Source organism: Stenotrophomonas sp. 63632_Sma (genome assembly GCF_056482875.1).
Map to the genome: position 1 here is coordinate 2805567 of NZ_CM151220.1, position 12593 is coordinate 2818159.

The window sequence follows — 12593 nt, forward strand, 5'->3', positions numbered from 1 at the left end:
AGGATCAGGCGGCGACGCTTTCTTCCAGCGTCGCGTAATCGGTGAACCCGACCGCACCACCGCCGAAGAACGTTGCGCGATCCGGCGGGTTCAGCTCCGCCCCCAGACGCAGGCGCTCGGGCAGGTCCGGGTTGGCGATGAACGGGCGACCGAAGCCGATCAGGTCGGCCCAGCCTTCAGTCAGTGCCTGCTCGGCGCGCTCGGCGGTGTACTTGCCGGCGTAGATCAGGGTGCCCGGGTAGACCATGCGCAGCGCCTGCTTGAACGCCACCGGCATCAGCGGTGCGTCATCCCAGTCGGCCTCGGCGATGTGCAGGTAGCCCACGCCCAGCTCGCCCAGCAGGTGTGCCGCCGCCAGGTAGGTGGCCTGCGGCGTATCGTCCACCGCGCCCTGCAACGTCGTCAGCGGCGCCAGGCGCACGCCAACGCGCTCACCACCGGCTTCTGCAGTCACCGCCTGCACGACCTCGCGCAGGAAACGCAGCCGGTTCTGCAGCGAGCCGCCATAGCCGTCGCTGCGCTGGTTGGCCTGCGAGTCGATGAACTGATTGATCAGATAACCATTTGCACCGTGAAGTTCGACACCATCGAAGCCGGCGGCCAGCGCATTGCGGGTGGCCTGCGCGTAGTCGGCGATGATGCCTGGAATCTCGGCCTCGGCCAGCGCGCGCGGCATCGAGTGCTGGATCATCTCGCCCACGCCCGCTTCCGGGCCGGCGCCGGTGGGGTCGACAAAAACCTTCACGCCCTCGGCCAGCAGCGCCGACGACGACACCGGCGCGGCACCACCGGGCTGCAGCGCGACGTGCGAGACCCGGCCCACATGCCACAGCTGGGCGTAGATGCGACCGCCGGCAGCGTGCACGGCGTCGGTCACCTGGCGCCAGCCCTGCACCTGCTCGCCACTGTGGATGCCCGGGGTCCAGGCGTAACCCTGGCCCTGCGGGCTGATCTGGGTACCTTCGCTGACGATCAGGCCCGCGCTGGCCCGCTGCGCGTAGTAGGCGGCCATTTCCGCAGTGGCAACGTTGCCGTCGGCGGCACGCGAGCGGGTCATCGGCGGCATGACGATTCGGTTGGGCAGGGTCAAGGCGCCCAAGCGGTGGGAGGTAAACAACATGGCGGACATCTCTTGCGGGGGGAGTGCCAGCAAGAATGGGGACCGCCTGCGAAAGGCAACAGGCGTGTTGTGGCAAAACAGTTGTGCCCGGCAGGCAAGGATGGCCATGCATGAAGGCTCATCCATGCATGGCGTGGATCTACTCCAGGCGGGGTTCCATCCTGATCGTGCCATGCGCCACGCGGTCATAGCACGTGCGCACCACGTCTTCGCCGTACTTGCGCTCCAGCCGGCGCACGATGAAGTGGCCGCGCGCCATGTCCTGGTAGTAATCGGTGAACATCGTGTTGAGCGTCGCACCGGCAGCGGCACCCACGATTGGCACCGCCTGTGCGGCGAATTTCTCGGTGACCACCACGCCGAAGCGCGCGGCCACCTTCTCCACCATCTTCGCCAGCAGCTTGCCGGCTTCCTTCGGTGCCACGCCCAGGGTGAGGTCACGGCCGGTCACCACGCGCCCGGCCAGCTCAGCCGACAGATGGCGCATCACATCGGTGGTGAAGCCCCGGGCCAGGTAATAGCCAGTCTCGCTGGCGTCATCGCGCGGCGAGTTGCCACCCAGCGCGAACACCTCCAGGCAGGCCTGGCGGGTACTGAACTCGGACAGGTCGAAGCCTTCGCTGCGAGCCACGTCGGCCACGGCGCGCATCATGATGGTGGTCGACACCGGCAACTCGATGAACAGCGCAGCAAAACCAAAAGCGCCGCCAACCGCACCGGAGGTCGCTGCGGCCAGCTTGTGCCAGCGGGTGGACGCCCCCTTGCCGGGGGTGTTGTCCATGCTCCACAGCGCCGCCTGCGCCGACTTGGTCAGCGCCGCCTGCACCGCGCCGTGGATGCGGTTGGAGACCGAGCTGGGCAGCGCCTTCACCGCGAACTCCAGCGGCGTGCCGACCAGATTGGCCATGCGCGCGGTCAGGGTCGGCGCTTCCAGCAGGGCCACCGCCCGCTGCAGGTCAGACCAGTCGCGGGCGTCGTGGGCAATGTCGCGGGGAAGCAGGATGGGCTCGTTCATGGCGCCGATCTTAGCGCCAGGGAGTTGAACGGAGGGTGGCAAGCCGCTGGCGACGACCTGATACACGTCACGAAGGCCGCTGAATTGCCGGCCAGCGGCCGGCACTACCAGTTCGCGTGTCACCCGGTAGCGCCGGGCCATGCCCGGTGTCGTTGTTCAGGCAACCGGCAGCCCCGACAGCGCGCCCATGAACTGGCGATAGTGGCGCAGCTCGGCAATCGAATCGTGCACGTCGCTCAGCGCGGTGTGGTTGCTGTTCTTGCCGACGCCCGCGGCCACAGTCGGCGCCCAACGCTTGGCCAGTTCCTTCACCGTGGACACGTCCAGGTTGCGGTAGTGGAAGTACTTCTCCAGGCGCGGCATCTGGCGGTGCAGGAAGCGGCGGTCCTGGCAGATGGAGTTGCCGCACATCGGCGAGAGGCCGGCCGGGATCCACTGCGCCAGGAAATTCACCGTCTGCGCTTCAGCTTGGGCAAGGGTCACCGTGCTGTCCACCACACGCTGCCACAGGCCCGAGCGGCGGTGCTGGTTGCGGTTCCACTCGTCCATCGCTTCCAGCGTTTCCAGCGGATGGTGGATGGCGAATTCTGGACCTTCAGCCAGCACGTTGAGCTGGGCGTCGGTGACCACGGTGGCGATCTCGATGATCGAATCGTTGTCGGTATCCAACCCGGTCATTTCCAGGTCGATCCAGATCAGTCGTTCGTTGGCCGCGCCGTTGTCCGCCATGTGTCGCCTCGTTGCTGGGCAGGCGCGCGGCCTACCGGTGATGGAAAGAGGCGCCCATCATACCCGTTCGCCCCTCAGCCCTCGCTGGCGTGGTCTTCCAGCAACAGCGGCGGCTTGCCGCGCTTGGCGCGGAAATAGTTGGTCAGGCGCATGCTGGCTTCCTTGGCCAGCACCCCACCGTGGATCTCCACCCGGTGGTTGTGGCGACCATCGCCGAGCAGGTCGAACACACTGCCGCAGGCCCCGGTCTTGGGATCGCTGGCACCGTAGACCAGTCGTGCAATGCGCGCGTGCACGATCGCCATCGCGCACATTGCGCACGGCTCCAGGGTCACATACAGGGTGCTGCCGAGCAGGCGATGGTTGGCGAGCAGTTTTCCACCTGAACGCATGGCCACGATTTCGGCGTGCGCGCTGGGGTCGTGCGAAGCAATGTTGAGGTTCCAGCCCTCACCCAGCAGTTGGCCGTCGGCACTGACCAGCACCGCACCCACCGGGATCTCGTCGAACTCGCGTTGTGCGCGCTCGGCCAGCGCCAACGCGTGGCGCATCCAGTGTTCATCGGCGTCGTGCACCGGTACACCCAGGGCATCGGTCATGGCGGTTCTCGCGTATCAACTGGGCCAGGATGGCCGCCGGGGAGGCATTGTACGCCCGGGGCCGTGCAGGCGCCGCTAACGCGCGTCGAAGCGCTCGCGGGCCGCGTCCAGGGCCGGAAAATTATGCTCGGCCCAACGGTCCAGGGCCGCAAGCGTGTCGACCAGAGTGCGTGCGATCGTGGTCAACCGGTACTCCACGTGCAGTGGCTTGCTGCCCAGATCGCAGCGCTCGATCAGGCCGTTGCGCTCCAGCTGCCGCAGGGTCTGGGTCAGCACCTTCTGCGAGATGCCTTCGATCTTCCGCAGCAGCGCACCATTGCGTTGCGGCCCTTCGGCCAACGCCGGCAGCAGCAGCATCACCCACTTGCCGGAGATCAGTGCCAGCGCATCGCGCGCCGAGCAGTCGGCGGCATAGACATCACCGGGAAAGGCCATGGTTACCTCAAAGTGCGTAATTGCCGGGGCATGCCGGCATCGCGAGGATGGTCGCACACTCCACGAACACCTCGCCCCATGCGCGCCCTGATCCTGCTGGCCCATCCCGAACCCCGTTCCTTCAATGCCCACCTGGCCACGCAGGCGGCCGAGCAGCTGCGGCACGACAATCTGCAGGTGGACATGGTCGACCTGTATGCAGAAAGCTTCGATCCGCTGGAAGCCGCCTGGCACCATCCACGGCGCCTGCAGCCCGAGCGCTTCGATCCCCAGCGCGAACAACGCTACAGCGCCGAACACGACCAGTTGCCCACCGATGTGCAGCATCACCTGCAACTGCTGCGGGCCGCGGACCTGGTGATCCTGCAGTTCCCACTGTGGTGGTTCGCGGCGCCGGCCATCCTCAAGGGCTGGCTGGACCGCGTGCTGGTCTACGGGCCGATGTACAACAGCCGGCAACGCCACGAGCGCGGCGTGATGCAGGGCAAGCGTGCGCTGCTGAGCGTCACCACCGGCTCTTCGGCGCGGGCATGCGCGGTTGACGGCCGCGAAGGCGATACCCGGCTGTTGCTCTGGCCATTGATGTACAGCCTGCGCTACGTCGGCTTCGAGGTGATGGAGCCGTATATGGTGCACGGCGTGCGTTCAGGGCTTGCAGCGGAACGCATTCAGGCCCACGACGAAGCATTGGTTGCAGCCACCCTTTCCTACCGCGAGCGACTGTCGCGATGGCGGCAGTGGCCGACCGTGCCCTTCAACAACAGTGAGGACTTCGAGGATGGCGTGTTGCTGCGCGCGGAAGCGACTGCCTACAGTCCCTTCATCCGCCATCGCAACGCCGGATGAACCCGCACCTGCAGGCACGGCCGGAAAGCTTCACAATGCGTATTCCTGTCAAGCACCTTGGTGAACACATGACCACCCTCCGTCCCTCTCGCGCCGACGACGGCGCCGCCCTTGTCGATCTCTGGCGCCGCGCCGTCGACGCCACCCACGACTTCCTCAGCACTGAAGATCGCCTGGCGATCGATGCCGAAGTCGCCGGTTTCCTGCCGCAGGCGCCGATGACCGTTGCTGTCGATGCACAGGATCGGCCGCTGGGCTTCATGCTGATCGACGGCACCCACATGGAAGCACTGTTCATCGATCCGGACGTGCGCGGCACCGGTATCGGTCGGCAGCTGCTGCAGCACGCACTGGCCCTGCACCCGCAGCTGAGCACCGACGTCAACGCACAGAACGCGCAGGCCGTGGGCTTCTACCTGCGCATGGGCTTTGTCGAAACCGGTCGTTCGCCGCTGGATTCGCAGGGCCGCCCGTATCCGCTGATCCACCTTCGGCATAAGGCCTGACATCCGTTGGCAGCAGCTGCGTGTTAGCGTGGCTGCTTTCGATCAAGGAATGCCGTACATGGATGGTGCAAAAGCCCTGTTGACCCTGTTTGCGCTGGGCATCAGCCTGGTCTGGATCCTGGTGCCGTTCGCCATCTTCGCCGTGCGCAACCTGCTGCGTGAGGTACTGGTCGAGCAGCGTCGTACCAATGAAATTCTCGAGCATATCGGCGGCTACCGCATTCCGAAGCCGCAACCCGAACCGACCGTCTGGCGCGCGCCCTGAGCGGGCGCACGCCCGCCGTGGCTCAGGCCGTCGCCTCGAAGGCCGGTGAGTACTGCACCTCGCCCTGAGCCAGCGGAGGCTGCAGGGAAAGCGCCTGGAAGTACTCCGCCGGCACGCCCGGCAACACCAGGCCCGGCTCGGCACGGAAGCCGAAGCGCCCGTAATAGGCCGGCTCGCCCAGCAATACACAGCCATGTGCACCCTGCTGACGCAGTGCTTCAAGTGCGGCGTGCATCAGGGCCGCACCGATGCCCTGCCCCTGCCACGCGGGCAATACCGAGATCGGGCCCAGACCAAACCAGCCCGTGCAGCCATCGCTGACCGTCACCGGCGACAGGGCAATGTGGCCGACCACCTGGCCCTGAGTTTCGGCGACCAGCGAAATGCTCAACTCCCCGCGGGTGCGCAGGGCGTCGACGATGAACTGCTCGGTGTGGCTGCTGTGCGGGGCTTCGCGGAAGGCGGCCTCGGTGAGTGCATGGATGGCGGCGTGGTCGGCCGTGGTTTCGGTGCGGATCATGCAGTTCAAGAGAACGCCTTTGATAATGTGATGAATGCGTGAATTATTGATTTACATCGCAGATTCAACCGCGAGCAGCCCCTGCCAGCAAGGCCAACGCGACGCCCGAATCCCCTGTGCTGCAATCGATTCGCCGGAATACACCGCATCGCGCGCGTCAAAAACCCGTCGCGACGGTGGCGCAGCGTTCCTGACACGCTCCATAATCGAGAAACCTGTCACCCAGGAAGGATATATGGACATGGACGCACGATGCAGGATCAGGCCATGGGAGTAGCGCTCCCTGAAAGGAAAAGGCAGCCGCTGCTGGCGTTGCTCGCCCTTATCCCACTGGCCGCATGCTCGCCCTATGCTGATGCCGAGCGCGACGTCGCCGCTGGTGGGCGCGGCCTGGCCAAACTCAACCCATCACCGCAGCAAGGCTACGAGCTGGTGCTGACACTGAAGGATGCCCCCGGTCCCTTCGCGGTGGTCGAGGGCGTTGCCCAGTACGACGCACGCAACTATGCAGCATGTGGGCGGATCGTACCTGCAACGGGCACTGCGGGCCGCATCACCAGTCAGGAACCTATCGCACTGCGCCAGGTGGGCGAGAACGAATACCGCGGCACGTTCTACCTCGACCGCATGCAGGACGAGGATTACTACGGGCGTGGTGTCTGCCATTGGGCGCTGACGGGAGTCGGTGCGATGTTGCGCGCTACGACCGGCGAGGCGGATACGCGATTCCTGACGTTCATCGACAAGGAGCGCATGGAGAACGAGTCTCCTCTGACGCTCTACTACCCAAAGTTGATCTATCCACTCGCCGCCACCGTCGCCAACTATGGCGCCGGTGGCGAGGAGAATCCATCAGAGTACAGCGAAGATCTGCGCGACGCACTGTTCTCGACCACGACCACTGTGCAGAAACTCGCGCCATGAGCTGCCAGTTCAACCATCCCTCTACCCCCAAAGGAGGCCGACATTGCGCCACAAGATGATTCCGTGCCTTGCTCTGCTTCTATTGACCGCCTGCAATCCGGAGACCGCCATGAACCAGGAACGTGCCGCTGCTGAAGCCGATGTCGCCCAGGGTGGGCGTGGCCTCGCCAAGCTCAACCCCAGCCCGCGCAAGGCCTATGAACTAGTACTGCGCCTGAAGGATGCACCCGGTGAGTTCGCGGTGGTTGAAGGTGTCGCGCAGTACGACGTGACCAACGAAGACCAGTGCGGGCACATCGAACCGGCCACCGGTACCGCCGCACGCATCACCAGCCAGGAGCCGGTGGAGCTGCGCAAGGTCGCCGACGGCGAGTACCGCGGCACCGTGTACCTTGATCGCATGCTGGACGAGGACTACTACGGCCGTGGCGTCTGCAAGTGGGAATTCAGCGGCGCCGGTGCGATGCTGAAAGCCACTGGCGCCGAGGGTGAAACGCGCTTCCTGTCGTTCATTGAGGCAGCGCCGTTCGTCAAAGGCGAGACCGAAACTCGCCACTATCCTCGTGCAGACTATCCGCGCGTGAACGAGATTCCTGACTACGGCGCAAGCGGGCAGGAAGATCCCACCAAATTCCGCCCTGAACTTCAGAATGCGCTGTTCTCGGCTTCACTTGAAGCCAATGAGGTCCGCCAATGAGCCTCAGCAGCCAAGACTACGCGGACATTTCCGACGACGTGTACAAGGACCGTGCGGTCGGTCGACGCGCTCCTGGCAAGGAAGAGCTCGTAGCGATCAACGGGCATGAGTACAAGATCCTCGAGCACGTCGATAATCGACTGAACGGCTATCAGGGAACGATCTACCAGCGAGTCGACACCCATGAAATTGTCGTCGCACATCGCGGCACCGAACAGATCGCACGCGATGCAATTCTGACCGATGGTGGCATGGTCGTTGCCCGCACCAACGTGCAGGCTCCGGACGCCATCGCGCTGACTCAACGCGCCCTCGCCTATGCCAAGAAGGAAGGGCACGATCTCGGACAACGTCCGCCCGAAGTTACCGTCACAGGCCACTCCCTCGGCGGTGCCCTGGCCCAGATCACCTCGCACCACTTCAACGTCAAGGGCGAGACCTTCAACGCCTACGGCGCGGTCAGCCTCAGCTACCGCATTCCGGAAGGCGGCAACACCATGATCAACCACGTCATGGCCTCCGATCCGGTCAGTGCTGCATCGCCCCACTTCGGCCAGGTCCGCATCTACGCCAAGCCCGATGAAATCAAGACGCTCGCGGCAAACGGCTTCAGCAATCACGCCCTGCGTGATCTGATTCCAGACCGTCCGATCATCGCGGCCACCAGCTCATTCGGCGCGCACAAACTGGGCAACTTCCTCAACGAAGGCTCGGCGCTGAAGCACCCGGAAACGCAGAAACTGGCGAAAGACAACGCCAAGATGATCGAGGAGTACCGCGACGACGTCGAATCACTGCGCCGCGGTGTTACCCGTGCAGCACGCGGCATCCCGGGCGGCGCCATCGATCTGTACGACCACATCCGTGGCCCGCTGCAACCCGGTGAGCCGGCCCGTCGCGAGGCGGAGAAGAACGGCCATCACACCAGCATGCTGCGCATGGACGATGCCAATCACCTGGGCAACCCGCTGTTCAACGACGCGATCCGTGGCGTGCATGCGCAGGACATTCGTGTCGGCCGCGTGCCGGATGTGATGAGTACGCAGTTGGCCGGTAGCCTGGCGGCGGAGATGCACGCTGCAGGCGGCAAGCGCATCGACGAGGTGGTGATGAATGCCGATGCTTCGCGCAGCTTCGCGGTGCAGGGCCTGGGCGGCGACCCGACGCATCTGCGCGTGTCGGTGGACACGGCCGTGGCGATGAACACCCCGCTGGAGCAGAGCAGCCAGCGGATTGATCAGCAAGCTGCGGGACAGCGCCTGGCACAGGACCGCGATCAGCAACTGGAACAACAGCAGAACCAGACCCGCAGCATGCAGGCCTGATGAACAGCGCGGGAGCCGGTCAATCCGGCTCCCGCGTCACTTCGGCCCTCTGCCTCAGGGGCTGGAGGCCGCGACCGGCGCGGACGCACTGGCGATCACGAACAGATCCGGCCCGGAATCCGGGAAGCCACCACAGGCGCGATCACCCGGCGCTACCGGATCACAGGGCCACTGCGCCCGCGCGACCTTTTCGCGCAGCTCGAAGCGATCCCCAGTCCAGACCACGAAGGCCAGGTGCTCGCGGTTCCAGTCACTGTAGGCACGCGGACCGCCCTTCTGCGCTGCCTCCGGGTACTGCACGAACCAGCGCATGGCCGGGCCGTACTGCAACTTGCTGTAGTCCAGGCTGATCCGGCCGTCGCGCGACAGCTGCCGCGCACGATCGGCCTCCGTCACCTGGGGCATGGCCGGCATGGCATCGGCGGTCACATCCCTCGGCGCGGCGTCCCCGCGAACCTGGTACACACGCTGGGCCACATAGGCCTCGCGGCAGTCACCCGCTGGCACACGTACCGGCTCCGCGCCGTACTCATCGCGGTTGGCGACCCGGTCGCTGCAGGTGAACGGTGCCGACACCAGGTAGAACGTGCTGTCGGCGTCGCGTCCTTCCAGCGAACGCACCCAGATGTCGCCCATCCGCGCGATGAAGTCCGGGCGCTGGCCGTAGCCCGGCACCGCCTTGAACCAAACCTTCTGTTGCACCTCACGCTCGCGCCAGCTGCGCGGCAGGTGGATGTCCTGCTGGGGCAGCGCGACCAGCAGCGCGGCCAGATGCGCCGGCATCGTGCCCTGGCAGGCGCCGATCAGCAGCTCGCCCTGGGCCGCCAGCCGCCCAGCAAGATCCACCGGGCAGCGGGCACCAAGCGCACGCTCGGTCGCCTGCTCGGGCGGCAACGGCGCGATGACCAAGGCGGGTGGCGCGGGAGCTACCGCCGGGACGGCTGGCTCGACGACAGCAGGCGGTGCAGCGACAGGCGCCGCCGCTGCGGGTGCAACGGGCACATGCGTCGGGTCTGCAGCCGGCGCCGGCTGCGCGTCCACCACTGGTGTCGCAGGAGGTGTCACGGCAGCCGGTACATCGGGAGCCGGCGCCGCGACAACGGCTTCGGTGGCCATGGGCGCTGCAACAGGTGCCATCCCTGCAGGCGCGTCAACGATCGCCTCGGCGGCGATGGGCGCCTCCACGACGGGCGCCGCTGTCTCCTGAGCCTGAGCCGACGCCGCGGCAAGTCCAAGTGACAGAAGCCAGAGCGGCGGCAGGCGGCGCACGGATGCATTGCAGCAGACAGCGGCGTGCCGGGCATTCGAGGGAACGATTCGCATGTGGTGTCCTTCCGAGTGGGTTTCCATGTCGGCGCCACAGGGCGCCACGCGTCGTACGTAAAGCGCCGGCGGGTCCCCTGCCCGCCGGCATCAGGTGTTACAGGGATCGAGAACGCTGCTCCTGCTCGCGGGCGAGCGCGGCCGCCGGGTCCTGCTGGGCGACACTGGCAGCCAACTGCTGGCTGCTCTGCGCCAGCGGCTGCTGGGCGGCCTGCTCCCGGTCAACGGACGCACGCAGCATCGCCGGATCTCCCAGCGTGCCCTGCACCGCAAACAGCGTGCGCCCGTCGTTGCCCGCCAGCAGATGATCGATACGCGACAGGCCGGCCTTCTGCGCGCTCAACGCCAGCGCGCCGGCGGCGTTGTCCAGTTCCTGTTCACTGCGCAGTCCGCTCTGCACCCCCATCTGCTGCAGGTGCTGGCGTGCCCCCTGGAACAGGGCGTGTCCCGGCTCGCCCGGCTGCGACATGTCGCGCAGGGTGGCCTGCTGCGCCGGCGCCCCTACTTCGCCCCGCTCCAGCCGCGCCATCACATCAGGCGTCAGCTTCTGCTGCCACGCATCGAATCGCTGCTGGCGGGCCTCGATGCCGTTAAGGCCACCATTGATCGCGCGCGTCGCTTCGCGCACATCCTCGCGCGCCGCCTCCGGCACGCGCGTTTGCCACTGCCACACCGCAATACGGCCCGCATGCTCAGGCTGCGCGGCCAGTTCCGGTTGATTCACCAGATCCAGATCCAGCGCCTTGCCGGCACGCTCGTAATTCTCTTTGCCGACCAGCGGCAGATAGCCGCGACCGTGATACTTCAATGCGTCGCCGGGCGCATCATTGCCCATGCGCCCGCCGTACATCAGCTCGGCCAGATTCTCCGGACGGCCGCGCAACGCGTCCTGGCGGGCGTCCTCAAGCGCGCCATTGCCATTGCGCCACGCCGCTTCCACCGGGATCTGCGAGATACCCCGGGTGAAGTTGAAACTTTCATTGAGCCGGCTCAGGCCACGGGACTCGTGCCCGGCCTGCGCCATGAAGTTGGCCAGTTCCCGGGACGAGGTGATGCCGGCCTCCGTGGCCTGCCGCAGCAACTGCGACTCTCTATCCTGCGACACGGTGAAACTCCTGCTCGATCATCGTTGGGTACTCCCGCCTCCTCACAGGCATGGCACTCAGGGCAAGCTCACGTCGGCGACAACGGACGGATCGAAATCCTCGAACCGCACCCGACCAAGTTCGGCCGCCGAGAAATCGCGTGTATGACTGGCCTCGGTCTCGGTGTCGACCACCCTGCGCTGCACGCCATGCACCCAACAGGCCTCGTCGGCCGGAACGTAGCGGAACGTGTAGATGCTGCTCCAGCGCTCACGGCTCCCGCCGTTGGTGATCACACTGAACGCGCCATCCTCGATGGTCACGTACGCGAAGGGGTCGCCGGCAATGCCCCCACGGGTGGAGCACGGCACCAGCTTGTCGTTGCGCGCGGCCAACTGCCATCGGCCCGCGGCGTCACCCAGCAGCAGCAACAACACCCGGTTAGGACCGTGCTCGCCGGGCACCAAGCCGTCGGGTGCCGGTTGATCGATCACCAGCAACTGGTCGTCGATCCCGTTGCCGGTGAGATCGCCGCGTACCGCCTCCAGCAGGTTCGCGCCGGACGGAACGAACGCCAAGGCATTGTCCATGTGTACGCCACTCCCCTTCTGCATCCCCTGCGACTCCTTCAATCCTGACTTTCCAGTACCCGCGCGACGACCGGGAAACCATGCGCTGCGCTGCAGGCTCCGGTGTCCACCATGGCGGATGATAGCCCCGGCCCTGCGGCGTCTGCGATGGTCGCAATCAACATCCGCATCGTGGGTCGTCAGAGTCCTCATGGACGGAAAAGCTCCTGCGTTCGATGGCACCGATGCGTCGGGATTTTGACGCGCACGCAGCTTACTTCGAGGAGGCGGGGCTCGTCGAAGGGAGCTTGGGATGAAAAGCGCACTTGATCACAGAAAAAGCGCAGTTAACGTGAATGGTGGCTTATCCGAAAAACAGATCCGCGGTGGATGGCGCCGGGGATGCATCGCCTCCCGCAGCCCCGCCGGCCTGAGGTTGCGCGGAAAGCGTGCGCTGCTTATCGCGCCCGAACATGCCCATGCTGGTGGCAACGGCCACAATCAACGCTGCCCGCGCCATGTTGGTTACCAGGACCATCGTCGAGTCGCGGCTGCGACCGGTGATTATCCGGTAGTCTTGCGGCCCTTTTCCACAGCGCAGCAAACGGGCATCCCCCCCTAAGAAAGATGCGCCT

15 protein-coding genes and 1 pseudogene are annotated in these 12593 nt (G+C 65.8%); 6 read left to right on the top strand and 10 right to left on the bottom strand.

From position 1 onward, the window contains the following. Window positions 1-4: 4 nt before the first annotated feature. The 5 genes from ACZK45_RS13030 to ACZK45_RS13050 form a co-directional block, all read right to left on the bottom strand. Window positions 5-1120, bottom strand: coding sequence for an alkene reductase (locus ACZK45_RS13030; RefSeq protein ID WP_478444795.1), 1116 nt, complete (start codon window positions 1118-1120; stop codon window positions 5-7). A 139-nt stretch (window positions 1121-1259) separates the two neighbouring features. Beyond that, the gene (locus ACZK45_RS13035; RefSeq protein WP_049398216.1) at window positions 1260-2135 is read right to left on the bottom strand and encodes an EcsC family protein; all 876 of its coding nucleotides are present in this window, start codon (window positions 2133-2135) and stop codon (window positions 1260-1262) included. Window positions 2136-2291: 156 nt separating this feature from the next. Beyond that, window positions 2292-2864, bottom strand: a complete 573-nt coding sequence (gene orn / locus ACZK45_RS13040) for an oligoribonuclease (RefSeq protein ID WP_107431636.1) — start codon at window positions 2862-2864, stop codon at window positions 2292-2294. A gap of 74 nt (window positions 2865-2938) precedes the next feature. Beyond that, a complete protein-coding gene (gene tadA, locus ACZK45_RS13045; protein WP_253144231.1) occupies window positions 2939-3463 on the bottom strand; it encodes a tRNA adenosine(34) deaminase TadA in 525 nt (174 codons plus the stop codon). A gap of 75 nt (window positions 3464-3538) precedes the next feature. Continuing rightward, window positions 3539-3898, bottom strand: a complete 360-nt coding sequence (locus tag ACZK45_RS13050; RefSeq protein WP_253144234.1) for a winged helix-turn-helix transcriptional regulator — start codon at window positions 3896-3898, stop codon at window positions 3539-3541. A 78-nt stretch (window positions 3899-3976) separates the two neighbouring features. On the opposite strand from ACZK45_RS13050, the gene ACZK45_RS13055 reads away from it, so the two are divergent. The 3 genes from ACZK45_RS13055 (at window position 3977) to ACZK45_RS13065 (ending at window position 5515) form a co-directional block, all read left to right on the top strand. Next, a complete protein-coding gene (locus tag ACZK45_RS13055; protein WP_478444796.1) occupies window positions 3977-4744 on the top strand; it encodes an NAD(P)H-dependent oxidoreductase in 768 nt (255 codons plus the stop codon). A 68-nt stretch (window positions 4745-4812) separates the two neighbouring features. After that, window positions 4813-5250 (top strand): acetyltransferase, encoded by a 438-nt coding sequence (locus tag ACZK45_RS13060; RefSeq protein WP_032129515.1) that lies wholly within the window; start codon window positions 4813-4815, stop codon window positions 5248-5250. A 58-nt stretch (window positions 5251-5308) separates the two neighbouring features. Continuing rightward, window positions 5309-5515, top strand: a complete 207-nt coding sequence (locus ACZK45_RS13065) for a hypothetical protein (protein WP_346484738.1) — start codon at window positions 5309-5311, stop codon at window positions 5513-5515. A gap of 22 nt (window positions 5516-5537) precedes the next feature. Here the strand turns inward: ACZK45_RS13065 and ACZK45_RS13070 are convergent, their stop codons facing one another. Then, the gene (locus tag ACZK45_RS13070; protein WP_478444797.1) at window positions 5538-6044 is read right to left on the bottom strand and encodes a GNAT family N-acetyltransferase; all 507 of its coding nucleotides are present in this window, start codon (window positions 6042-6044) and stop codon (window positions 5538-5540) included. Between the two features lie 258 nt (window positions 6045-6302). On the opposite strand from ACZK45_RS13070, the gene ACZK45_RS13075 reads away from it, so the two are divergent. From ACZK45_RS13075 to ACZK45_RS13085, 3 genes are read left to right on the top strand one after another with little or no spacing between them, the layout of a single operon-like run. Then, window positions 6303-6959 carry a hypothetical protein gene (locus ACZK45_RS13075; protein WP_478444798.1) on the top strand — a complete coding sequence of 219 codons (657 nt, stop codon included), beginning with the start codon at window positions 6303-6305 and terminating at the stop codon, window positions 6957-6959. A 43-nt stretch (window positions 6960-7002) separates the two neighbouring features. After that, window positions 7003-7656, top strand: coding sequence for a hypothetical protein (locus tag ACZK45_RS13080; protein ID WP_423163059.1), 654 nt, complete (start codon window positions 7003-7005; stop codon window positions 7654-7656). Then, window positions 7653-8981 (top strand): XVIPCD domain-containing protein, encoded by a 1329-nt coding sequence (locus ACZK45_RS13085; RefSeq protein ID WP_478444799.1) that lies wholly within the window; start codon window positions 7653-7655, stop codon window positions 8979-8981. The genes ACZK45_RS13080 and ACZK45_RS13085 overlap by 4 nt, the downstream gene beginning before the upstream one ends. A 54-nt stretch (window positions 8982-9035) precedes the next feature. Here ACZK45_RS13085 and ACZK45_RS13090 read toward each other — a convergent pair whose 3' ends face one another. From ACZK45_RS13090 to ACZK45_RS13105, 4 genes and pseudogenes are all read right to left on the bottom strand, one after another. Further along, window positions 9036-10304 (bottom strand): hypothetical protein, encoded by a 1269-nt coding sequence (locus tag ACZK45_RS13090; protein ID WP_478444800.1) that lies wholly within the window; start codon window positions 10302-10304, stop codon window positions 9036-9038. 97 nt (window positions 10305-10401) lie between these two features. After that, the gene (locus ACZK45_RS13095) at window positions 10402-11409 is read right to left on the bottom strand and encodes an XVIPCD domain-containing protein (protein WP_182266331.1); all 1008 of its coding nucleotides are present in this window, start codon (window positions 11407-11409) and stop codon (window positions 10402-10404) included. A gap of 57 nt (window positions 11410-11466) precedes the next feature. Beyond that, a complete protein-coding gene (locus tag ACZK45_RS13100; RefSeq protein WP_032129521.1) occupies window positions 11467-12003 on the bottom strand; it encodes a hypothetical protein in 537 nt (178 codons plus the stop codon). A gap of 397 nt (window positions 12004-12400) precedes the next feature. After that, window positions 12401-12538: pseudogene (locus tag ACZK45_RS13105) on the bottom strand (TrbL/VirB6 family protein); the annotation flags it as partial. Between the last annotated feature and the right edge of the window lie 55 nt (window positions 12539-12593).